Consider the following 23,010-nt stretch of genomic DNA (forward strand, 5'->3'; position numbering starts at 1 on the left):
AAATTAATTTAACATTGATGAGTAAAGTTCATCAAACTGTTTTGCAATTTCTAAAGAATTAAATTTTGATTTTAATCTTTGATTTGCATTTTCCCCCATTTCTTTTCTTAATTTTGGGTTTTTATACAATTTCAGTATTGATTCTGATAATATTTTTGAATTATATGGGGGAACTAGTATACCTGTTACACCGTCTTCGATAACCTCTGGAACACCACCAACGTTTGTCCCAATACTTGGAATATTTACTGATGAAGCTTCTAAAAATACATTACCTAGATTTTCATGAAGCGTTGGTAATACAAAAACATCACTTTCGTATAGTATACTTATTACATCATTTCTTTTGCCAAGCATAATAACTTTTTTATCATTTATTTCTTCAATGACCTGATTTCTAAATACTTTTTCATATGCTCCATCCCCTACAATTAAAAATCTAATACCATTTATATGTCTTAATCTGTGAATTGCTTTAGCTAACTCTTTATAACCTTTGTCTAAAACAATGCGTGAAATTGTAGTAAAAACAACTTCATCTTCTCTTATCCCTAGTGATTTTCTTATATCACCTTTTTTATTCAATTCACTTTTAGATGGAGGTAGATTGTAAATAAAGCTTCTCTTATTTTTTGCATATTTTTCAATCATTTTTTTCTCATATGTGTATTGACTTATTCCTTGAACATGTGTTGCAAATATTATTGTAATTGGCTCAATTATATTGTTAAAAATGAATCTTTTATTTTTGGAGATATCCAGAGCATCTCCTGAAAATCCATGAGTTGTAATTAACCTATTTTTGCATCCAGCAAGAACAGCAGCAATCATGCAGTGAAATCCTGCACTCTGCATCCCAGATATGTGTATAATATTAGGCTTTTGCTCTTGAATTTCTCTTTTTAATTCTAGAATTAATCCAATATTTAGTTTACCACCAGCAATTCTATTTTGATTTAGCCGTATAAAGTCATACTTTTCGTTAAGTAATTTATCACTTTCAATTCTGCCAAATAAAATATTGGGTCCTCCAATTGCACCTGGCATAACATAATGCATCATTATTTTATATTTGTTGTTGAATTCGCTCATTTCAAAAACTCTCCTCTTGTTTAATGGTCATTCTCAAATATTATTATTCTTTAACTCCATAACCCAATCATAGAATACTGGATATACAAAAAATATACCGAACCCTATTGAAGGAGTTACATTATTAAATGAAAATATTATTAATACTGATATTAACATAGACAAGTTTAAACTGAATAGCTCTCTTTTTTTATCAAATCTAATAAAGAACGGATAGAGTATAATATATATGTTCAATACTCCTATGAACAAGCCATATAACGCTAATGTATCTACGAAATGCGAATGTTGTCCAAAACCAGTTAGAAATCCTCCACTTGATTGAATAGGGCTTATGACTAATCCGCTAATTGGATTTTCTAAAAATGATAACCAACTTGATATTATTGTAGAAGCTCTGTCTGAAAATATCGAATCACTTCCGTAATATATTGAAGACGATTCCTGTAATTTAAGCAATTTCTCAACAGTTGCCCCACTTCCCATTAGTTTAATAATACCCTTTATTAAAAAATCAAAAATGTTTTTTCTAAAGAGTATTAAAATAACGCCCAAAAATAAAATATATACTTTAGCTAATATATTTCGATTTTTAAAAATTAAAAGTACTACAAATGATGCTATCAACATTAAAAGTGCTGTAAAATAATTTGCGGAAACAATAGTCAATAAAAATAATGTGAATAGAAATGTTATGATATAAGTAGATCTCGCCTTAAGTTTAATGAACTTCTTATTACATAATAAAAAAAATAAATTAATGCTTACAAATACTAATAGATAAATAAATTCGTATCCTCCAATTCCTTGGCTTCTAAGATACATTGTATGTTCACCACTAGATTTTATACTTCTTGCTAAATAAGGATTATTAAAGAGTCCAAGTAAAGTCAAAACACTAGTAATTGTCAAGGATAATAGAGAAAAATTTACTATCAGCATGTTACTATTTGAATACCCATAAGCTCTGTTGTATCTATAGATCAAATAAAAAATAAGCATTACACCATGTTCTAAATATCGATTTCCAATAGTTCCGTTTCCAAATATATATGGCACTGTTACGGTATATAAAATAAAAAGAAATATTAGTAATTTATGGACATTAAATTGCGTAAAAAAACTTGGATGGGCAAGTGCTGCAGTAAACAACCATAGGAATATAGACAAAAACATTAATAAATAAAAACCAGGTATAACTCTAATTTGTGGTATTAAATTGGAAATAACTAAATAAAATGCAAAAAATGTACTCAACTTCTGAATAGTAGGATTTTTTCTTTTTAGTTGGATTTCATTATTCACTCTTGCCACCATCTTCTTAGTATTTTAAATTATTACAATCTTTTATTTTTATTCAGAGTTAGATTGTATAACATGTAGAAATTGCCTGATTTTATTATTATAATTTCTAAAGTAAAAAATATTTGATTCAATACATTTTTTTTTCATCCTATTAATATCTTCTTTTTTCATATCGAAAACTTTACTTAAAAGTAACAATACATTTTTCTTGTCCTTTATATCAATAAAAAAACCATTTTCTCCTTCAAGAATATATCGTTCAAGGTCACTGGTCCGAGTTGTTATAACTGGTGTACCACAACTAATGCTTTCAACAAACTTTGTTGGAAAACCTGCTTTCGTCGTTCGTGTATCATCTCTAAAAAAAACGCTGAAATCTGACATCATGACAAATTTTAAACTGTCTACATGTGATAATCGACCATGAAAAACTATCTTTTCTCCAAGTTGATTTAATTTAGGCTCAAGTTCCTTGAATACATCAATATATTGTTCTTTTGTTATACCTATTATATTTAATGAAAAATTTGAAACTTCCTTAAACTCATATAAACTCTCAATAAAAAACTTAAGTTTATCTTTAGTTTTTCCTGGACTCCCTGCATAAACTAAATTTAACTTATCACTATCAAATTCAGATACTGTTGTATTCCACTTTTCTTCAGATATATCTATTAATGGAGGGACTCTCACTACATTAGTAGATCTATGATAATAATTTTTTAAGTAGCTACTTATTACGATAAGTCCGTCAAGCCGTTTTTGGATTACTCTCATACGCAGTAACGAGTCAATTCCTTTTATGAACTTAAAAATAATACTCTGCCCCTTAGTGCTATACCACTCAGTACAATCAGCAACTATTTTTATACTATTTCTAGCGCAATAGTTTTTTAATCTCCATAAAGGAATTGCTGGATAGTTATAGGCGATAATTACTTTAACATCCTCATATTGATTTAAAACTTCAATTGAAGTATCAATGTTACTTAAGTAATTAATCCATTGTACTTTTGTTGATGGATATGGTATAGACCAACATTCAAATTCTTGAATAATATGTTTTGTATTTCGCACATCACTTCCATATTTAAGTTCTTTATCTACATCAATAAATACAACCTTATATCCTAATTCTCTGATTATTTTCCCATTACTAAGAACTCTATGAGCTGCAGCATTTTTATCCGGTAGTTCAAAACCACCTACATATAGAATAGTACCTTTTGACATATCACAAATTCTCCTTATACCATACTATTGCCGCTTCAATCCCTCTTTCAAAACTCCAACTAGGATTATATCCAAGCATTTCCTGAGCTTTCTTAATATCAGCGTTACTATGCTTTATATCACCTATTCTATCTTGTCCAAATATTGGTTGAATCTCTTTACCAAGAGCTTTACATAAAGAATTATAAACATCAATTAAGTATTCTCTACCTCCAAAGGCGATGTTAAAAGCTTCACCTGCAACTTCAGAAGACGCCTTACACGCTTTGAGATTTGCTTCAATTACATTCTCGATGTATGTAAAGTCTCTACTTTGCTTTCCGTCTCCGTATATAGTAGGTTGTTCATCATTAAGAAGTTGCTTAATAAACTTAGGAACTACAGCTGCATAAGCCCCGTTTGGATCCTGTCTTTTACCAAAGACATTAAAATATCTTAAGCCATACGTATCTAAGCCGTAAAGTTTTGAATAAAGCTTTGCATATTCTTCATCAACTATTTTTGTAAGGGCGTAAGGTGATAAAAGATTCCCTTCTCTCCCTTCTTGTTTAGGAAGATTCGGCTCATCTCCATACACGGATGAACTGGATGCATATACAAACTTTTTAACTTCGTTTTGTCTAGAGGCTTCCATCATGTTTAGTGTCCCTCTTATATTTATCTCTTCATACAATAATGGCATCTTAATACTTCTTGGTACACTTCCCCAAGCTGCTTGATTAAGTACATAGTCAACACCCTCGCACGCTTTCATGCAGATATCTAAATTTCTAATGTCACCTTTAATGAATGTATAGTTTGGATTATCAATAAACAAGTCAATATTGGCTTGCTTTCCATTTGAAAGATCATCAAGACATCTCACTAAGTAACCTTTATCTAATAAAACCTCGCATAGGTTAGAGCCAATAAATCCTGCTCCACCTGTCACAAGAAATACGCTATCTTTTTCAAATGTTATATTTTCATAACCCATGATTTGCACTACCTTCCTCTATAGTCTCCAGTATTTATATCCTGCCACTTCATACTCTTTTCTATCTAAGATACCTTTAATATCAGTTAACACTTTACTTTCGTTAGATCCTTCTTTGAACATTTTCTTGAAGTCCTCTTTAGAGAGTTTTAAGAATTGATCATGACCAACTGCAACAACAATAGCATCCATATTTTTAATATCTTCCACCGAATCAAAGACGATTCCATACTCATGTTTTGCTTCATCTTCATCGGCCTCGGGATCTGCAATCATAGGATTGACTCCATATTCTTTTAACTCATTCACTATGTCAATAACCCTTGTATTTCTTGTATCAGGACAGTTTTCTTTGAATGTAAATCCTAGGATTGCTACTTTGGCATCTTTGACTGGTACATCAGCCTTAATGAGATTTTTAATTAAATTCTCAACCACATATCTGCCCATATCGTCATTGATTCTTCTGCCAGAAAGTATAATTTGTGAATGGTATCCTAGCTGTTCAGCCTTATATGTGAGGTAATAAGGATCTACACCTATACAATGTCCGCCCACAAGACCAGGATGGAAATTCAAGAAATTCCACTTAGTTCCTGCAGCTTTTAGAACAGCCTTAGTATCTATTCCCATCCTATTGAATATAATGGAAAGCTCATTCATAAATGCGATGTTAATATCTCGTTGAGAGTTTTCAATAACTTTAGCGGCTTCAGCTACTTTAATTGATTCAGCTCTATGTACCCCAGCATCTACAACAAGTTCATATACTTTAGCTATAACTTCAAGAGATTCTTTATCCATTCCTGCTACAACTTTTACTATTGTTTCTAACCTGTGTACTTTATCACCTGGATTGATTCTTTCAGGTGAATAACCTACCTTAAAGTCTTCACCACATTTCATTCCTGATTCTTTTTCAAGTATTGGAATACAAATTTCTTCTGTTACACCTGGATAAACTGTGGACTCAAATACAACAATTGAACCTTTTGTGAGATTTCTTCCAACTGTTCTACTCGCGGATTCAATAGGTTTTAAGTTTGGTGTATGATCCGAATTTACAGGTGTTGGTACAGCGACAATGTGGAACTTTGCTTCTCTAAGTTTTAATTCATCAGCGGTAAATTCAACAGCTGTTTCTTTTATAACTTCATTGCCTACTTCTTTAGTTGGATCAATCCCATTTATATAAAGTTCAACTTTTTCTTTGCTGATATCAAATCCAATAACATTAACCTTTTTAGCAAAAGAAACAGCTATTGGCATACCAACATAGCCAAGCCCTACAAGTGAGATTTTTTCTTCTCTGTTTTTAATCTTTTCATATAAATTCATGTCAGATAACTCCTTTATATTAAACCCATAGTTTCCATTATTGATTTATTTACTAATTTGACGTCATACTTTTCTCTGGCAAGTTTTAAACTATGCTCAGCCATTATCTTGTTTTTACCTTGATCCTCTATAAGGTTTTTCATTCTTTCAACTAACCTATTTATATCTTTAACAGGCACGAGATACCCATTGTATCCATCTATCACTGTTTCTCTACAGCCTGGAGCATCACTTGTTATAATTGAACGTCCTATCGCCATAGCTTCAAGGACTGTTTTAGGTGTACCCTCATGATAAGAGGGCAAAACATAAGTGCTACATTGTATTAAATATGGCCTAACATCACTCTGCTCTCCAACGTATTCTATGATATGACTATCTATATATGGTTTTAACGCTTCAGGCTGTAGTGCTGAAGGATTGCTATCATATGGACCCACAAGTAAGCACTTTATTTCAGGATATTCAGCTTTGATTCGTTTGCATGCTTCCAAATATTCCATTACACCTTTGTCTTTAATCAGTCTACCGATAAATAGAAAGGCTGCTTTTTCTGGTAAAGATTCAGGTTTAAACTTTTCAAGATTCACTCCCGATCCATTTATAATGACAATCTTATCTTCTTGAATGAGTCCATTACTAATAAATTCATTTTTGTCATCATTATTTTGAAAAAAAACCTTCTTACTTGCATTACAAGCTACACGATACTCGGTTTTCATTATTATCTTGATTATTATATTCTTAAGTCCTTCACCTCTAAATATCGAACCTAACCCAGCAATTAATGGATAGACCTCAGTAATTCCATTAGCTTTTGCTGCCAGACATCCATAAACAACTGTTTTAGCTTGATATGCAAAGATTTTATCCGGCTTTTCTTCTTTCATGAACTTCTTAAGCTCTCGATATGTCTTTAAATCGCTAAATGGATTTATACCATTTCTTTCTACAAATAGTTGCTTATATCGAATCTCATTTTCCTCAAATTTAGTCTTCCAGTTTGTCTCAGGTTCTGGTCCTAATGCAATAACTGAATGTCCGTGTTTTATAAAATCTTTCATCATATCCATACGAAACCAAAAAAGTGATGATGTATGGCTTGAGAGAACAACTATCTTCATTTCGTCACCGTCTCCTCTGCCTTATTATTCTCTGTCTTAACCCCAGTCCCACCTTCAACAATACCCTTACTTCTCAAAACACTAAAGATAGTTCCAAAGAAGCATCTTTGATCCATTAACATCCCAATCTTCTTAGTATATTCCCCATCCAGTCTTGCCTTCACTTCAATCTCAAGTTCATCCCTACCATTAATCTGTGCCCAGCCTGTAAGGCCAACCGGTACGTCATTGGCACCGTACTTGTCTCTTTCTTCAATCAGATCATATTGATTCCAAAGCGCTGGCCTTGGACCGATGATACTCATCTCACCTTTAAAGATGTTGATGATCTGAGGCAGCTCGTCTAGAGACGTTTTTCGTAGGAACTTACCTACCTTAGTAATCCACTGATCAGGATTCTCTAGAAGGTGTGTCGGGGTATCTTTGGGCGTATCAATGCGCATGGTGCGGAACTTTAATATATTAAAATGACTCTTATGGATTCCGACTCTCTTCTGTTTAAAGAGAACCGGTCCCTTAGAGTCAAGCTTAATAGCTATAATAAGTAATAGAAAGACAGGAGATAAGAAGATAAGTCCTAAGAATGAAAGTATGATATCTATTAGTCGTTTAATAATCATGTACATATCCTCTACCTCCTTCTAACAACTTCTTGTCGTCATCTATTATCCCATCCCATAAATTAAGTGTGAGTCATAGGGCTCACACCTAGTTATTATGCTTTGGCTAACTTGTACCTGTCTGCTTTTTCTCGCTTATGTCTGTTCTCGCTATTGACTTCTATGTTGTTGCGATAAGTAGGTACGATGCCTTGGACCATCTCTATGAGGGTCTCGGTTTCCGGTGACTTAAGTATCACTAGGAGTTCGTTTAAGGCACTCTTAAGCTCAGAGTAGTTGATCTCTATGGGCTGACCGATATAAATCTTCTCGTACTTGGTATCTTGTAGGCCTTCTTCATCCATGAGCAGTTCTTCGTAGAGCTTCTCACCAGGCCTTAAGCCTGTGACCTTGATCTTGATATCTTCGTTCAACTTCAGTCCCGAGAGTCTTATGAGGTCAACAGCCAGATCATAGATCTTAACCGGTTCTCCCATATCTAGGACGAAGATCTCACCACCTCTTGCGATGGCGCCGGACTGGATGACCAGTTGGGCTGCTTCGGTAATGGTCATGAAGTATCGAACGATCTCTTTATGGGTGACGGTCACCGGTCCACCTTGTTCGATCTGTTTCCTAAATAGGGGGATCACGGAACCGTTACTACCTAGTACATTGCCAAATCGTACGGCGGTGAACTTGGTCTTGCTCTCTTTGGCTAGACCTTGTACAATCATCTCACAGATACGCTTACTGGCACCCATGATGTTGGTTGGGTTCACTGCTTTGTCTGTGGATACCATGACGAAGCGTTCTACTCCGAATTCATGAGCGGCTTCTGCTATATTCTTAGTACCGAAGACATTGTTCTTGATGGCTTCTTTGGGTGCACGCTCCATTAAAGGGACGTGCTTGTGGGCTGCCGCGTGGAAGATGACATGGGGTGCATGTTCTTCTACGATGGCGAAGATGTTGTCACGGTCTCTCACCGAGGCGATGATTACATCTAGGTTCAGATTATTACCGTATTCTCTATGAAGTTCATTCTGGATGTCATAGGCATTGTTCTCATAGACATCTAGGATTATAAGCTTGGAGGGTAGGAATCTGGCAATCTGGCGGCACAGTTCTGAGCCGATGGAACCGCCACCACCTGTGACCATGATGACTTTGTCTTCTATATAACTGGCCACTTCGGTTACGTTCAGGTTGATCATGTCCCGTCCCAGTAAGTCTTCGATCTCAACGTCTCGGATTTTGCTTAGAGATACTTGACCGTCAATGACTTCTCTGATACCCGGCATGATTCTGACTTTGGCATCGCTTCTTTTGCTTTCTTCAATGATTTGCTTCATGACGGATCCGGTCGCAGTCGGTACGGCTATGATGATCTCATCAATCTTAAACCGATGGGCCACACTATAGATATCATAATAATTCCCCAGTACCCTCACACCGGCTATGGTCTTGTAGAGCTTGTGTTCATCGTCATCAATAAAACCGGTGACTTGACCGTAGGTGCCTGCGTGGTTCTTGATCTCTGTGGCGATTAGAGAGCCTGTTGCGCCACTTCCTATGATGAGTATATTGTTAGAATGTTCCTGCTTTGTGACCGGGTAATGGTTCTTGATACGTCTGATAAAACGATAGCTAAAACGAATGCAACCGACGATGGAGATCTCTAAGATGGCTCCGATGATGTAGACACCAAAGTATAATCTAACGCCCATGGAGATGAGGTACATAGTACCAAGTAGGTTGGCGATGATTCCTGCGAATACGACCTTCATTAATTCTTCTACGGATGCGTAAGCCCATAGGCTGTTGTACAATCCAAAAAACCGATAGATAAGAAGCTTGCCTATGGTCAGGATCAAGGCTGCACCTAGATATGTTGAGATGGTTGTCTTCGGAATGTTGCCTTCATTATGTAATAACAATGCCAATAGAAATGCACCGTTTACAGCTATGATGTCTGTTACCAGTAAAAGTACTTGTCTGCTAACTCTTGTTACCATATTACCCCTTCTTCCTTATCTTATCATTCTTTTAACTTATAACGCGTTGGTCTGCTAAAATACATCTACAGAATAACGCCTATTCATCATGCATAATAACAGAAAGCATTATCATCATGCATCTACATCGCTAAGTCATTCGTGTTCATTCAATTAAATAAGGGTAGGGGTATGTCTTTGATATGATCCAAGTATTAAGTTACACTTTACTCTCCCTATTATCTAACCTGAGCTATCTTTTTGTATGCTCTATAATTATTTCCCCTTGATGCCGGTTGATTTATAAAAGTATAAATCTATTTGTCTATAGCACTGATGGCTACTTGATATGTATGGTTTAAGGCCAAAATAATGATTTTGACCTTTACTATAGATATGAACGAATTATGAATAATTTGCGTCTTTTATAAGTATATAATCTATCAAGTTTTCTGTCAAGACAGTCAAATTGTTTTCTCATAACCTTTAGGACCATATAACCATCATCCATAACAAAATCTACATCCTAGGTATTATAGAACTCATTATTTTGTTTATTTTCCTTATTGTTTATTGTAATAAGCTTCCAGTTCTGCTTGATATGCCGTGGAGACTGTTGCTTTTACTTCATTATAACGATCTCTTAGTTGTTGAACTATAGCAACATCATACTGCTTGGCTTCTAAGTCGTTCTGCATATCATATAAGGACTTATAGACTTCATTGTCCGACTGAGATTCCAGCTTACCGATTAAGCCCTGAATACTGCTTACTGTCTCATCCCTTGTAGGGATATCTTGAATCTGCACAGCCTCTTTTAATCTGATAAAATACTGATCGACTTGCGTTCTATAGTAAGCTTCCAGATTCGTCAAATGCTGTTCATACGCACTTACAATCTTATTGTATCCCTGTTGTTCAGGGTTAATCTCGTTTTCAATGTTCATGGTGGGGATCTTTAGGTCTTCACTGTATTGTGCCTGTTCTAATTCATTATTTTCTTGTTGAGTCAGTAGATTCTCTTCTGTGCTTTCTAATGACTCAGGTAGGACTGGGCCATGGTTTTTCTCTATCTGTGTGGTGCTGGCGGGTTCTGTCTGTTGCTCTAGGCTTTTTAGTGTGAAAGCTTCCGGTGATTCATCTTTGGCATTTAGTGCATTGGTAACGATGAGGCTGAATCCAATAAGGGCTAGAGCAATCAGAGATGTCATCCCTACGAGAGATTTGTGCTTTGGCTGCAAGGTCTTCTTCCTGCTTGGTGGTTGTGGTACAACACCACCAAGCAGCATAGTCTGTGGGTTCTCACAAAAGAGTCGATTGGCTTCCTTCGCCCCATGTTTCTTAGTCACGTAGGTATAGGCTTTGGCCATATCCGGTCTTCTGGTACTGATGTTATGTCCATCACTGGCTATGATGTCAATGAGACCCTGTTCCAGCATCTGTGTTGCCCTTGTTTTTTCAGGTGATGATTGTGGGTTTATGATATTACCTGCGTTACATTGAATCAAGATGCCTTGGTCTCGTAGCTTTATGAGTTCTTCCATATGATTTGCATAACATTTGTAGACTTCTGCATGGGCTAGGATCGGTCGATAGCCCAGTAGGACCAGTTCATGCATACCATGATCCAACTCTATATGGGTAATGTCTCTGGAAAATTCTACTAAGATATACTGGGTCGTGTTCATGGTTCTGATCTTGACGTGTTCCAGATGATCCAGGTCTTTCCTTGTTAGATAGAGTTCTGCACCTAGATAGATCTCCATATCCGGATAGGCTTCATGAATATGGGCACGAAGTGTCTCAAATGCTTGTTCCATATCCTTCTTATTGTCCATTTCCTTGTTTCTTCTGCCTCTAAACTGAACGGGATGGTTCAGATGGGGGGTTGCTACTATGCCTCTTACCCCTTGGTCGTAGCTGATTTTCACCATCTCTAGAGCGCATTCCGTGGTGTCCGGTCCGTCATCGACGTCGGGAAGGAGATGGTAATGTATATCAACCATTTTCATTTTCATCTTCCTCCTCTATCTCTTTTGATTGGTAATAATAATAGGTCTGGTAGTGTTTGGCACTCTCTACCTTCAGCTTGTTGATGACAACACCTAAGATGTTGGCGCCGACCACTGTCATGGACTTAACTGCCCGCTTGGTTAGATCAATGTCCACTGCACCTGATGCTACCACTAAGATGACCCCGTCAATATACCCGGACAAGATGGTTGCATCTGTTACCGGTGTCACAGGGGGTGTGTCTAAGAATATATAGTCATACTCTTCTTTTAAGGCTGTGATCAGATTCTTCATGGCTTTGGAGTGTAGCAGTTCTGAAGGGTTGGTCGGAATCTTACCTGCTGTTAGTACATCTAGGTTAAGGTCTTCTACCCGTTGAATATAGTCAGTATAGTTATGTTCTTTTCTTAGCATGTCTGCTAGACCTTTTTTGTTAGAGATCCCAAAGAGTTTGTGTACCGTTGGTTTTCTCATGTCACAGTCTATCACCAGTACCCGCTCACCGTTTTGTGTCATGGTTGCGGCGATGTTGGCCAGTGTGGTTGTTTTGCCTTCTCCGGGTGTGGTGCTGGTGACCAATATGGTGCGTATGTTCTTGTCTATATTGGCAAATTCTATATTGGTTCTAATGGCTCTGTAGGCCTCTGATATGGATGATTTTGGGTGATTATGAACGATTATATCTTTCATGATTTTACCTCATGCTTTGTTTCTAAGTTTTTGAAGTCAACAATGGTGCCAAGGACCGGTAAGCCTAAGTGCTTCTCTATATCCTCTGCTGTCTTAAGGGTACGGTCAAATAAGATGATCAAGAAGATAATTCCGACACCAACCATGCCACCTAAAATACCACCAATAGCAACATTCATAATGAGCTTGACGTTGATGGGTGTGTATATACCAATGGCCTTGTCAATAATCTCTACATTATCCGCTTTGATGATACGCATGACTTCTTTGATAAATACATCTGTTATTGTATTAGCAATTAGCGCCGCTTGTTCGGGGTCTTCATGCTTTACGGAGATTTGGAGAATCTCTGTGTTTTTGACCGGTACAGAGGTGATGCGCTCTAGTAATTGACCATAGGTCAAATCCAGTTCCAAACGGTTGATGACTTGTTCCAGAACAATACGTGACTGAACAATCTCACTATAGGTCACAACCAACTTCTGGCTCATGTTAATGCTACCTAGATCAAAGCTAGAAGCGATGTCACTTAAGCCTGAGCTCTTAGATCCGTTAACCATAAGTGTGGTTTTGGATTCATACATAGGTGTGATGGCAAACCGCGTATAGGAAAAAGCCATGAGTGCTGCTAGAATGACGCAGGCAATGATGATCCATTTTCTTTTCCATAGGGTCTTGATTAATTCTAATAGGTCGATTTCTTCATATTCTTGCATGATTTTGTTCCTTTACTTTGTATCGAAGAATTGTTTTACTGTATCCAAATAGGTGTATGGCACAGAAGCACTGATGGCATTCTTTATGTTGTTTTGTTCCGTTGATGTTAGCTGCTTATAACGGACATTAACATCTTCTGCCGCACCTTCATAGTCGTAAGTATAATCTGCCAGATAGCTTGTCATGGCGTGCTGAATATCTTCTACAATCTGCAGATGTTCTGTTGTTAATTTCTGAGCGTACTTGGTGCCACCGCTTAATACTTCATCAAGCCCTATAATCGTCACTTCCATGGCATAGATAACCGCATTGGTAGGTGTCGTGCCGTTGATAACGGTATAGCCACCTTCCGGTAGTACAGGTACTTCTTGTTCTTCTAATGCTTCCTTCTGATGTAATATGGTAAGTAAAGAAATGACTGTATCTTCACGGGTAATGGGTACATCACCTCTAAAGTAACCGTCTTGTAAAACATAATCTTATAAGCCAATAGGCTCTGTATGTCATCTCTCGCCCAAATGGCTAAGGTGTCATGGGTCGGTGTAAATGTTTCTGGTGTATAGCCTAAGATACGGTTTAGCACTGTAGCGACTTCTTGTCTGGATATAAGTTGATTGGGTCTAAAAGTTCCGTCCGGATAGCCTTTGATATAACCGGCTGCCATGGTGATTCTAAGTTGGTCAGCAAACCATTCCTGTCCGTTAATATCACCAAACTGAACTTGATCTGTTTCTAATGTATAGCCAAAAGTACGGTTAATAAGGGTTAAGAATTCTGCTCGGGTTATGGCTTTGTCCGGCATGAATGTCCCGTCAGTATAACCATGGATGAGACCTCTATCAGAAAATTCTTCAATATAGGGTGTTGAAGCTTTACTTGGTTCTAGATCCGTAAAAGCATATACGGTCTGACTCAGTAATGGTATTAGTAGTAATAAACTTATGACTTGTCTGGCTAATTTATTGGTTGATTTCATATGTACCTCTTTTTTATAAGATATGCAAAGCAGGCAAAAGCCCGCTTTGCATCCTAATTCTGTCTTATCTAATTAGCGCCAAATGTTGCTGTACGTGCTGTGTCATCTGCAAGGGTTGTGGTTACTGTATAGCTTACATTGCTTGACATGGTCAAAGCTTCAAGTTCATTGAATAGATCTTCAATATAACCCGCTTTGTCGCCACCTTGTATGTAAGATGCTACTTCAACGTCTTGACTGTTGGTTACTACGACACTCTTGTACTGTTGACCATCATATAAAATGGTTGTAAAGTCAACACGTTCTGCAATGGTCGTTAGATCTGCTTGAACTTCTGCTAAGTTGTTATAGTTGTTTTTGGTGATTTCCAGTGCTTCTCTTAAAGCTTCTTTCTTCTCTGCATCTGACCAAACAGTATTACCATTGCCTTCACTATCCGACAAAGTCATGTTTGCATAGAGGGTTCCTGATAAATCTGCTTGATCTGCATATAAGAAGATGGCTAAGGAATCAAGTAGGAAAGCTCCTGAGCCGGCATCTACGTTAGCAATGTAAGCATCATAGGTTGTATCAAATTCATTATAAGATGCGTTTAGTACTTGACGTAATATTTCTGTATAATTTGCATTTGTTGCCGCTGATATGGTGACCACTTTATCTTGAGTACCAATCGACATCTCAAAAGTTAAGGTTGTTGTAGGTGTGGTTGATCCGCCACCGCCACCGCCGCCACCTGATGGAGGGTTGTTGCTGTGTTGTCGTCTTCGGTCACTGTCTCACCGCCAACTTCTACTTCAACGTCTTTTGATACGGTTGTTTCTGTTGGTGTCATGGTCATGGTGCTACCATTTACATTAACGACTGCTTTGGTAATCGTTCCTGTTCCCGTTACTGTGGTTGAACCGGAAAGCACTAAGTTGCCGACATTACCGGTTGAGCTTATGTTTAGCTCTGAACCTTCAGCGTTTTTCATAATGGTTAAGGTACCTACTGAACCTTCACTTACGACTAGATTCTTTACTGGTGTATTCACGGTTAAGGCTTCAAAGTCACCTTCAAGTGTTAAGGTTTCCCCAGGTCTTACGGTATAGATCTCAACGTTACCAAATCCGTTACCGGTTAAGGATCCGTCTTCTTGAAGTTTACCACCGGAATGCATATCGACTTTGTCCACTTTCGTGTTGCCGATTGCTAATATACGGATTTTTCCGTTGTGTTTGATGACACGAAGTGTGCCTACTTCTGTATTGGTTAAGGTAATCGTGTTCTCACCACCACCAAATGCTACAAGTTCACCTTGAACTTTGACATTATCTAGATCTACTTCACCATCAGCTACACCTTGTGCGATGTATAGGTTGCCTTTGATGGTGGTGTCTTTTAGGATAACGCCTGTTGAGCTGACAACAAGGTTGCCCTCATAAGTCATACCGGTTACTTCTCCCGGTTCTGTGATGAGTTCACCTGCAATATTACTGAGTAAAGTAACGGCTTCTGCTCTTGTTAAGTTGCTCATAGGTGCGAGTTCGTTGTTGCTTCTTCCTTGCATATAGCCTTTTTCTACTAGGACACTCATCTGTGTTGCTGCCCAAGTCGCTACATCTGATGCATCTGTGTAGGTACTATAGGCTGCTGCTTCTGTACCTGTCAGTTGAAAAGCATTGGTAAGTACGATCGCTGCTTCTTGACGGGTAATACGGTCATCGGGTCTAAAACGGTTGTTATGTCCGCTTACAATGCCCGCTGTGGATGCTTTTAGTACAGCATCTTCAAACCAATCGGTTGTTTTAACATCTGAAAATGTAACGTCTGTCTTTTCCTCAAGCTGAAATATATTGTTAATTACGGTTACAAATTCAGCTCTGGTGATTGATGCTTCAGGCATGAATGCACCACTTGGATAACCTTTGATAATGCCCAAGTCCATCCATTTTTCAATGTTAGCATTTGCCCAATGATTCTCATAATCGGAAGCAGCCGCTGTTACCATGGTCATCTGTGATAATACTAGTGCTAGTGTTAGTAATACCGACATTCCTTTTTTCATCTTATTTAACATTTTTTTCTCCTATATATTATATTTTTTTTAATCACATACGTGAATTAAAACTTGTTTGATACCTAACTTGTAGGCATAGGCACTGTATCATTGGCTCACATTCAATCATTTATGCTTTGGCCAACTTATAACGCTCTATAGATTCTATTCTATGTTTGTTCTCATTGTTCACTTCTGTGTTGTTTCTATATGTCGGTACAATCTCTTGAATCATCTCTATAAGGGTCTCATTTTCCGGAGATTTAAGAATCACTAAAAGCTCGTTCAAAGCACTTTTAGTTCATGATAGTTGATTTCAATAGGCCTTCCAATGTGAATCTTCTCATACTTGGTATTTCTTAGCCCTTCATCATCCATAAGAAGTTCTTCGTATAGCTTCTCCCCCGGTCTTAGACCGGTGATTTTGATCTTTATGTCTTCGTTCAACTTAAGACCGGAGAGTCTTATGAGGTCTACTGCCAGATCATAGATCTTCACCGGCTCACCCATATCAAGGACGAAGATCTCGCCGCCTTTTGCTATACCGCCGGACTGAATGACCAGTTGGGCGGCTTCGGAGATGGTCATGAAGTAGCGTATGATTTCTTTATGCGTGACGGTAATCGGCCCACCTGCTTCAATCTGTTTCTTAAAAAGTGGTATGACAGAGCCGTTGCTGCCAAGAACATTACCAAACCGTACGGCCGTGAATTTTGTTTCACTTTGTTTGGCAAGGCCTTGTATAATCATCTCACAGATTCGTTTGCTGGCACCCATGATATTGGTTGGGTTGACCGCTTTGTCTGTTGAGACCATAACAAACCGTTCTACGCCGAATTCATGGGCGGCTTCGGCTATATTTTTCGTACCAAAAACATTGTTCTTGATGGCTTCTTTGGGTGCCCGTTCCATAAGTGGCACATGTTTGTGAGCGGCTGCGTGGAAGATGACATCCGGTGCATGCTCTTCTACAATGGCGAAGATGTTATCTCGGTCTCTGACCGATGCAATGATAACATCTAGATCCAACCTATCTCCATAGGTTCTAAGTAATTCATTCTGAATGTCATAGGCATTGTTCTCATAGACATCTAGGATAATAAGCTTGGAGGGTAGGAATCTGGCGATCTGTCTGCATAGTTCTGAGCCTATGGAGCCACCACCGCCTGTAACCATGATGATTTTGTCTTCAATGTAATTGGCCACTTCTGTCACATTCAGATTGACGATATCACGTCCCAATAAGTCTTCAATCTCAACATCTCTAATCTTGCTAAGGGATAGTTGCCCATCAATAATTTCTCGAATACTTGGTATGATTCTAACCTTTGCTTCTGATCGACTACATTCTTCTAAGATCTGTTTCATAGCTACTGTGGTCGAAGATGGGAGGGCGATAATAATTTCATCAATATTAAAGCGATGGGCTACACTGTATATGTCGTGATAATTACCAAGAACCTTAATACCACCAATAGACTTATAGAGTTTATGCGCATCATCATCAATAAAGCCAATGACATGCCCGTAAGACACGGAATGATTTATTATCTCACTGGCAATCAGAGTACCTGCTGCATCACTGCCTACGATTAATATATTGTTTTTATGTGCTTGCTGCATAATCGGATACTTGTTTTTGATGCGTCTAAAAAACCGGTAACTGAACCTAATAAAGCCTACGATGGTAATCTCAAAGATAGCACCAATGATATAAATACCAAAATACAACTCAATGCCCATAGAGATCAGGTAGATGGCGCCAAGGACGTTGGCTGTAATACCAGCCATGACGACTTTTAATAGCTCTTCCACGGACGCATAAGACCACAGACTGTTATATAAACCAAAATACTTATATATTAGAATCTTTCCAATAGTAAGGATAACAACCGCTCCGACGTAGGATAGAATAGTCGCCTCCGGCACATTACCTTCCGTATGTAAAAATAAAGCTAATAAAAAAGATACATTGACTGCAATAATATCTGTGACAAGTAACAACATCTGTCTACTTACTTTTTTTAACATGTATTACCCTTCTTCCGCATTGATTCACTTATTGGATTTTCACACTCTGCATCCTACTTAATGCATACTTGATGGTCCACCAGCGCAAAAAAAAGCTCTGGTTGGATTGCCAAACAAAGCTAATACATGATTCTTGTATTTTCAGTATTTGGTAACCCGGCTACCTTGGTCACTACTACCTTAAGGCCCGTGTTTTGCGTCCCCAATTTTCATTGGGTTTGCCTTTATCAGATAACTTGATATCTTGGTTGTTTGTTGTTTATAGTCCAGTATAATAGCACATAATAATTTTGTCAATAGGACCGTGGTGGTCTCAAACACTAAATAGTGATTGATAAAATTTTAATAAATACATCCCTTACGCTTGACAGCTTAAATGCCTATGTTGTAGGTGACAAATGTGATATTTGTTTTTTACTATTAAATTTGAATGACATCTTCCTCCTCAACCTCTTTTGATTGATAATAATAGTAGATCTGGTATTGTTTGGCACTCTCTACCTTCATCTTATTGATGACAACACCTAAGATGTTGGCACCGACCTTAGTCATGGACTGAACCGCCCGCTTGGTTAGATCAATGTCCACTGCGCCTGATGCTACCACTAAGATGACCCCGTCAATATACCCGGATAAGATGGTTGCGTCCGTTACCGGTGTTACCGGTGGTGTATCTAAGAATATATAGTCATATTCTTCTTTTAAGGCTGTGATCAGGTTCTTCATGGCATTGGAGTGCAGCAGTTCTGAAGGGTTGGTCGGAATCTTTCCTGCTGTTAGTACATCTAGGTTAAGGTCTTCTACCCGTTGGATATAGTCTACGTAGTTGTGCTCTTTCCTTAGCATATCTGCTAGGCCTTTTTTGTTAGAGATCCCAAAGAGTTTATGTACCCTTGGTTTTCTCATGTCACAGTCTATCACCAGTACCCGCTCACCGTTTTGTGTCATGGTTGCGGCGATGTTGGCCAGTGTGGTTGTTTTGCCTTCTCCGGGTGTGGTGCTGGTGACCAATATGGTGCGTATGTTCTTGTCTATATTGGCAAATTCTATATTGGTTCTGATGGCTCTGTAGGCCTCTGATATGGATGATTTTGGGTGATTATGAACGATTATATCTTTCATGATTTTACCTCATGCTTTGTTTCTAAGTTTTTGAAGTCAATAATGGTGCCAAGGACCGGTAAGCCCAAGTGCTTCTCTATATCCTCCGCCGTCTTAAGGGTACGGTCAAATAAGATGATCAAGAAGATAATACCGACACCAACCATGCCACCTAAAATACCACCAATAGCAACATTCATAACGAGCTTGACGTTGATGGGTGTGTATATACCAATGGCCTTGTCAATAATCTCTACATTATCCGCTTTGATGATACGCATGACTTCTTTGATAAATACATCTGTGATTGTATTAGCAATTAGCGCCGCTTGTTCGGGGTCTTCATGCTTTACGGAGATTTGGAGAATCTCTGTGTTTTTGACCGGTACGGATGTGATGCGCTCTAGTAATTGACCATAGGTCAGATCCAGTTCCAAACGGTTGATGACTTGTTCCAGAACAATACGTGACTGCACAATCTCACTGTAGGTTACAACCAATTTCTGACTCATGTTAATGCTACCCAGATCAAAACTAGATGCAATGTCCCCCAGGCCTGAACTCTTGGAGCCGTTAACCATGAGTGTGGTTTTGGATTCATACATAGGTGTGATGGCAAACCGTGTATAGGAAAAAGCCATGAGTGCTGCTAGAATGACGCAGGCAATGATGATCCATTTTCTTTTCCATAGGGTCTTGATTAATTCTAATAGGTCGATTTCTTCATATTCTTGCATGATTTTGTTCCTTTACTTTGTATCGAAGAATTGTTTTACTGTATCCAAATAGGTGTATGGCACAGAAGCACTGATGGCATTCTTTATGTTGTTTTGTTCCGTTGATGTTAGCTGCTTATAACGGACATTAACATCTTCTGCCGCACCTTCATAGTCGTAAGTATAATCTGCCAGATAGCTTGTCATGGCGTGCTGAATATCTTCTACAATCTGCAGATGTTCTGTTGTTAATTTCTGAGCGTACTTGGTGCCACCGCTTAATACTTCATCAAGCCCTATAATCGTCACTTCCATGGCATAGATAACCGCATTGGTAGGTGTCGTGCCGTTGATAACGGTATAGCCACCTTCCGGTAGTACAGGTACTTCTTGTTCTTCTAATGCTTCCTTCTGATGTAATATGGTAAGTAAAGAAATGACTGTATCTTCACGGGTAATGGGTACATCACCTCTAAAGTAACCGTCTTGTAAAAACATAATCTTATAAGCCAATAGGCTCTGTATGTCATCTCTCGCCCAAATGGCTAAGGTGTCATGGGTCGGTGTAAATGTTTCTGGTGTATAGCCTAAGATACGGTTTAGCACTGTAGCGACTTCTTGTCTGGATATAAGTTGATTGGGTCTAAAAGTTCCGTCCGGATAGCCTTTGATATAACCGGCTGCCATGGTGATTCTAAGTTGGTCAGCAAACCATTCCTGTCCGTTAATATCACCAAACTGAACTTGATCTGTTTCTAATGTATAGCCAAAAGTACGGTTAATAAGGGTTAAGAATTCTGCTCGGGTTATGGCTTTGTCCGGCATGAATGTCCCGTCAGTATAACCATGGATGAGACCTCTATCAGAAAATTCTTCAATATAGGGTGTTGAAGCTTTACTTGGTTCTAGATCCGTAAAAGCATATACGGTCTGACTCAGTAATGGTATTAGTAGTAATAAACTTATGACTTGTCTGGCTAATTTATTGGTTGATTTCATATGTACCTCTTTTTTATAAGATATGCAAAGCAGGCAAAAGCCCGCTTTGCATCCTAATTCTGTCTTATCTAATTAGCGCCAAATGTTGCTGTACGTGCTGTGTCATCTGCAAGGGTTGTGGTTACTGTATAGCTTACATTGCTTGACATGGTCAAAGCTTCAAGTTCATTGAATAGATCTTCAATATAACCCGCTTTGTCGCCACCTTGTATGTAAGATGCTACTTCAACGTCTTGACTGTTGGTTACTACGACACTCTTGTACTGTTGACCATCATATAAAATGGTTGTAAAGTCAACACGTTCTGCAATGGTCGTTAGATCTGCTTGAACTTCTGCTAAGTTGTTATAGTTGTTTTTGGTGATTTCCAGTGCTTCTCTTAAAGCTTCTTTCTTCTCTGCATCTGACCAAACAGTATTACCATTGCCTTCACTATCCGACAAAGTCATGTTTGCATAGAGGGTTCCTGATAAATCTGCTTGATCTGCATATAAGAAGATGGCTAAGGAATCAAGTAGGAAAGCTCCTGAGCCGGCATCTACGTTAGCAATGTAAGCATCATAGGTTGTATCAAATTCATTATAAGATGCGTTTAGTACTTGACGTAATATTTCTGTATAATTTGCATTTGTTGCCGCTGATATGGTGACCACTTTATCTTGAGTACCAATCGACATCTCAAAAGTTAAGGTTGTTGTAGGTGTGGTTGATCCGCCACCGCCACCGCCGCCACCTGATGGAGGGGTTGTTGCTGTGTTGTCGTCTTCGGTCACTGTCTCACCGCCAACTTCTACTTCAACGTCTTTTGATACGGTTGTTTCTGTTGGTGTCATGGTCATGGTGCTACCATTTACATTAACGACTGCTTTGGTAATCGTTCCTGTTCCCGTTACTGTGGTTGAACCGGAAAGCACTAAGTTGCCGACATTACCGGTTGAGCTTATGTTTAGCTCTGAACCTTCAGCGTTTTTCATAATGGTTAAGGTACCTACTGAACCTTCACTTACGACTAGATTCTTTACTGGTGTATTCACGGTTAAGGCTTCAAAGTCACCTTCAAGTGTTAAGGTTTCCCCAGGTCTTACGGTATAGATCTCAACGTTACCAAATCCGTTACCGGTTAAGGATCCGTCTTCTTGAAGTTTACCACCGGAATGCATATCGACTTTGTCCACTTTCGTGTTGCCGATTGCTAATATACGGATTTTTCCGTTGTGTTTGATGACACGAAGTGTGCCTACTTCTGTATTGGTTAAGGTAATCGTGTTCTCACCACCACCAAATGCTACAAGTTCACCTTGAACTTTGACATTATCTAGATCTACTTCACCATCAGCTACACCTTGTGCGATGTATAGGTTGCCTTTGATGGTGGTGTCTTTTAGGATAACGCCTGTTGAGCTGACAACAAGGTTGCCCTCATAAGTCATACCGGTTACTTCTCCCGGTTCTGTGATGAGTTCACCTGCAATATTACTGAGTAAAGTAACGGCTTCTGCTCTTGTTAAGTTGCTCATAGGTGCGAGTTCGTTGTTGCTTCTTCCTTGCATATAGCCTTTTTCTACTAGGACACTCATCTGTGTTGCTGCCCAAGTCGCTACATCTGATGCATCTGTGTAGGTACTATAGGCTGCTGCTTCTGTACCTGTCAGTTGAAAAGCATTGGTAAGTACGATCGCTGCTTCTTGACGGGTAATACGGTCATCGGGTCTAAAACGGTTGTTATGTCCGCTTACAATGCCCGCTGTGGATGCTTTTAGTACAGCATCTTCAAACCAATCGGTTGTTTTAACATCTGAAAATGTAACGTCTGTCTTTTCCTCAAGCTGAAATATATTGTTAATTACGGTTACAAATTCAGCTCTGGTGATTGATGCTTCAGGCATGAATGCACCACTTGGATAACCTTTGATAATGCCCAAGTCCATCCATTTTTCAATGTTAGCATTTGCCCAATGATTCTCATAATCGGAAGCAGCCGCTGTTACCATGGTCATCTGTGATAATACTAGTGCTAGTGTTAGTAATACCGACATTCCTTTTTTCATCTTATTTAACATTTTTT

At 38.4% G+C, this 23,010-nt stretch carries 21 protein-coding genes and 1 riboswitch; all 21 genes read right to left on the minus strand.

The window, feature by feature from the left end; all coding sequences use genetic code 11:
• Positions 1-3: 3 nt before the first annotated feature.
• The 21 genes from PATL70BA_RS01790 to PATL70BA_RS01885 all read right to left on the minus strand — a co-directional run bounded on the left by PATL70BA_RS01790 (position 4) and on the right by PATL70BA_RS01885 (position 23,005).
• Complete coding sequence (locus PATL70BA_RS01790) at positions 4-1,092, minus strand: glycosyltransferase (RefSeq protein ID WP_125135765.1); 1,089 nt, start codon at positions 1,090-1,092, stop codon at positions 4-6.
• 33 nt (positions 1,093-1,125) lie between these two features.
• Complete coding sequence (locus PATL70BA_RS01795) at positions 1,126-2,397, minus strand: hypothetical protein (protein WP_125135766.1); 1,272 nt, start codon at positions 2,395-2,397, stop codon at positions 1,126-1,128.
• Between the two features lie 48 nt (positions 2,398-2,445).
• Positions 2,446-3,630 (minus strand): glycosyltransferase, encoded by a 1,185-nt coding sequence (locus PATL70BA_RS01800; protein WP_125135767.1) that lies wholly within the window; start codon positions 3,628-3,630, stop codon positions 2,446-2,448.
• A 1-nt stretch (position 3,631) separates the two neighbouring features.
• On the minus strand, positions 3,632-4,606 hold the full coding sequence (locus tag PATL70BA_RS01805; RefSeq protein WP_125135768.1) for an SDR family oxidoreductase: 975 nt from the start codon (positions 4,604-4,606) through the stop codon (positions 3,632-3,634).
• An 18-nt stretch (positions 4,607-4,624) separates the two neighbouring features.
• Positions 4,625-5,944 (minus strand): nucleotide sugar dehydrogenase, encoded by a 1,320-nt coding sequence (locus tag PATL70BA_RS01810; protein ID WP_125135769.1) that lies wholly within the window; start codon positions 5,942-5,944, stop codon positions 4,625-4,627.
• A gap of 14 nt (positions 5,945-5,958) precedes the next feature.
• A complete protein-coding gene (locus PATL70BA_RS01815) occupies positions 5,959-7,068 on the minus strand; it encodes a glycosyltransferase family 4 protein (protein WP_125135770.1) in 1,110 nt (369 codons plus the stop codon).
• The gene (locus PATL70BA_RS01820; RefSeq protein ID WP_125135771.1) at positions 7,065-7,694 is read right to left on the minus strand and encodes a sugar transferase; all 630 of its coding nucleotides are present in this window, start codon (positions 7,692-7,694) and stop codon (positions 7,065-7,067) included. Before PATL70BA_RS01820 ends, PATL70BA_RS01815 begins: the two co-directional genes overlap by 4 nt.
• An 89-nt stretch (positions 7,695-7,783) precedes the next feature.
• Positions 7,784-9,685 carry a polysaccharide biosynthesis protein gene (locus PATL70BA_RS01825; protein ID WP_125135772.1) on the minus strand — a complete coding sequence of 634 codons (1,902 nt, stop codon included), beginning with the start codon at positions 9,683-9,685 and terminating at the stop codon, positions 7,784-7,786.
• Between the two features lie 542 nt (positions 9,686-10,227).
• Positions 10,228-11,676, minus strand: coding sequence for a tyrosine-protein phosphatase (locus PATL70BA_RS01830; protein ID WP_125135773.1), 1,449 nt, complete (start codon positions 11,674-11,676; stop codon positions 10,228-10,230).
• Positions 11,663-12,367, minus strand: a complete 705-nt coding sequence (locus tag PATL70BA_RS01835) for a CpsD/CapB family tyrosine-protein kinase (protein WP_125135774.1) — start codon at positions 12,365-12,367, stop codon at positions 11,663-11,665. The genes PATL70BA_RS01830 and PATL70BA_RS01835 overlap by 14 nt, the downstream gene beginning before the upstream one ends.
• A complete protein-coding gene (locus tag PATL70BA_RS01840) occupies positions 12,364-13,083 on the minus strand; it encodes a YveK family protein (RefSeq protein WP_125135775.1) in 720 nt (239 codons plus the stop codon). Before PATL70BA_RS01840 ends, PATL70BA_RS01835 begins: the two co-directional genes overlap by 4 nt.
• A 12-nt stretch (positions 13,084-13,095) precedes the next feature.
• On the minus strand, positions 13,096-13,377 hold the full coding sequence (locus PATL70BA_RS01845) for a hypothetical protein (protein ID WP_125135776.1): 282 nt from the start codon (positions 13,375-13,377) through the stop codon (positions 13,096-13,098).
• An 83-nt stretch (positions 13,378-13,460) separates the two neighbouring features.
• Positions 13,461-14,060, minus strand: coding sequence for an S-layer homology domain-containing protein (locus PATL70BA_RS01850; RefSeq protein WP_125135777.1), 600 nt, complete (start codon positions 14,058-14,060; stop codon positions 13,461-13,463).
• A gap of 68 nt (positions 14,061-14,128) precedes the next feature.
• Positions 14,129-14,737, minus strand: coding sequence for a hypothetical protein (locus PATL70BA_RS01855; RefSeq protein WP_125135778.1), 609 nt, complete (start codon positions 14,735-14,737; stop codon positions 14,129-14,131).
• 8 nt (positions 14,738-14,745) lie between these two features.
• A complete protein-coding gene (locus PATL70BA_RS01860; protein WP_125135779.1) occupies positions 14,746-16,119 on the minus strand; it encodes an S-layer homology domain-containing protein in 1,374 nt (457 codons plus the stop codon).
• 109 nt (positions 16,120-16,228) lie between these two features.
• Positions 16,229-16,387 carry a hypothetical protein gene (locus PATL70BA_RS16430; RefSeq protein ID WP_243115948.1) on the minus strand — a complete coding sequence of 53 codons (159 nt, stop codon included), beginning with the start codon at positions 16,385-16,387 and terminating at the stop codon, positions 16,229-16,231.
• The gene (locus PATL70BA_RS01865) at positions 16,384-18,129 is read right to left on the minus strand and encodes a polysaccharide biosynthesis protein (RefSeq protein WP_243115949.1); all 1,746 of its coding nucleotides are present in this window, start codon (positions 18,127-18,129) and stop codon (positions 16,384-16,386) included. The genes PATL70BA_RS16430 and PATL70BA_RS01865 overlap by 4 nt, the downstream gene beginning before the upstream one ends.
• 147 nt (positions 18,130-18,276) lie before the next feature.
• Positions 18,277-18,362: riboswitch (cyclic di-GMP riboswitch) on the minus strand.
• Between the two features lie 187 nt (positions 18,363-18,549).
• Complete coding sequence (locus PATL70BA_RS01870) at positions 18,550-19,251, minus strand: CpsD/CapB family tyrosine-protein kinase (RefSeq protein WP_125135780.1); 702 nt, start codon at positions 19,249-19,251, stop codon at positions 18,550-18,552.
• Complete coding sequence (locus tag PATL70BA_RS01875) at positions 19,248-19,967, minus strand: YveK family protein (protein WP_125135781.1); 720 nt, start codon at positions 19,965-19,967, stop codon at positions 19,248-19,250. Before PATL70BA_RS01875 ends, PATL70BA_RS01870 begins: the two co-directional genes overlap by 4 nt.
• Positions 19,968-19,979: 12 nt before the next feature.
• The gene (locus PATL70BA_RS01880; RefSeq protein WP_125135782.1) at positions 19,980-20,945 is read right to left on the minus strand and encodes an S-layer homology domain-containing protein; all 966 of its coding nucleotides are present in this window, start codon (positions 20,943-20,945) and stop codon (positions 19,980-19,982) included.
• Between the two features lie 68 nt (positions 20,946-21,013).
• The gene (locus PATL70BA_RS01885; protein ID WP_125135783.1) at positions 21,014-23,005 is read right to left on the minus strand and encodes an S-layer homology domain-containing protein; all 1,992 of its coding nucleotides are present in this window, start codon (positions 23,003-23,005) and stop codon (positions 21,014-21,016) included.
• Positions 23,006-23,010 lie beyond the last annotated feature (5 nt).

Origin of the sequence: Petrocella atlantisensis, from assembly GCF_900538275.1 — a bacterium.
Lineage (GTDB): Bacteria > Bacillota > Clostridia > Lachnospirales > Vallitaleaceae > Petrocella > Petrocella atlantisensis.

What these genes read in the sequence shown, in the direction of transcription:
- PATL70BA_RS01790 (WP_125135765.1), bottom strand. Translation starts at nt 1,092, where the DNA reads ATGAGCGAATTCAACAACAAATATAAAATAATGATGCATTATGTTATG.
- PATL70BA_RS01800 (WP_125135767.1), bottom strand. Translation starts at nt 3,630, where the DNA reads ATGTCAAAAGGTACTATTCTATATGTAGGTGGTTTTGAACTACCGGAT.
- PATL70BA_RS01805 (WP_125135768.1), bottom strand. Translation starts at nt 4,606, where the DNA reads ATGGGTTATGAAAATATAACATTTGAAAAAGATAGCGTATTTCTTGTG.
- PATL70BA_RS01810 (WP_125135769.1), bottom strand. Translation starts at nt 5,944, where the DNA reads ATGAATTTATATGAAAAGATTAAAAACAGAGAAGAAAAAATCTCACTT.
- PATL70BA_RS01815 (WP_125135770.1), bottom strand. Translation starts at nt 7,068, where the DNA reads ATGAAGATAGTTGTTCTCTCAAGCCATACATCATCACTTTTTTGGTTT.
- PATL70BA_RS01820 (WP_125135771.1), bottom strand. Translation starts at nt 7,694, where the DNA reads ATGTACATGATTATTAAACGACTAATAGATATCATACTTTCATTCTTA.
- PATL70BA_RS01825 (WP_125135772.1), bottom strand. Translation starts at nt 9,685, where the DNA reads ATGGTAACAAGAGTTAGCAGACAAGTACTTTTACTGGTAACAGACATC.
- PATL70BA_RS01830 (WP_125135773.1), bottom strand. Translation starts at nt 11,676, where the DNA reads ATGAAAATGGTTGATATACATTACCATCTCCTTCCCGACGTCGATGAC.
- PATL70BA_RS01835 (WP_125135774.1), bottom strand. Translation starts at nt 12,367, where the DNA reads ATGAAAGATATAATCGTTCATAATCACCCAAAATCATCCATATCAGAG.
- PATL70BA_RS01840 (WP_125135775.1), bottom strand. Translation starts at nt 13,083, where the DNA reads ATGCAAGAATATGAAGAAATCGACCTATTAGAATTAATCAAGACCCTA.
- PATL70BA_RS01845 (WP_125135776.1), bottom strand. Translation starts at nt 13,377, where the DNA reads ATGGAAGTGACGATTATAGGGCTTGATGAAGTATTAAGCGGTGGCACC.
- PATL70BA_RS01850 (WP_125135777.1), bottom strand. Translation starts at nt 14,060, where the DNA reads ATGAAATCAACCAATAAATTAGCCAGACAAGTCATAAGTTTATTACTA.
- PATL70BA_RS01855 (WP_125135778.1), bottom strand. Translation starts at nt 14,737, where the DNA reads ATGTCGATTGGTACTCAAGATAAAGTGGTCACCATATCAGCGGCAACA.
- PATL70BA_RS01860 (WP_125135779.1), bottom strand. Translation starts at nt 16,119, where the DNA reads ATGTTAAATAAGATGAAAAAAGGAATGTCGGTATTACTAACACTAGCA.
- PATL70BA_RS01865 (WP_243115949.1), bottom strand. Translation starts at nt 18,129, where the DNA reads ATGTTAAAAAAAGTAAGTAGACAGATGTTGTTACTTGTCACAGATATT.
- PATL70BA_RS01870 (WP_125135780.1), bottom strand. Translation starts at nt 19,251, where the DNA reads ATGAAAGATATAATCGTTCATAATCACCCAAAATCATCCATATCAGAG.
- PATL70BA_RS01875 (WP_125135781.1), bottom strand. Translation starts at nt 19,967, where the DNA reads ATGCAAGAATATGAAGAAATCGACCTATTAGAATTAATCAAGACCCTA.
- PATL70BA_RS01880 (WP_125135782.1), bottom strand. Translation starts at nt 20,945, where the DNA reads ATGAAATCAACCAATAAATTAGCCAGACAAGTCATAAGTTTATTACTA.
- PATL70BA_RS01885 (WP_125135783.1), bottom strand. Translation starts at nt 23,005, where the DNA reads ATGTTAAATAAGATGAAAAAAGGAATGTCGGTATTACTAACACTAGCA.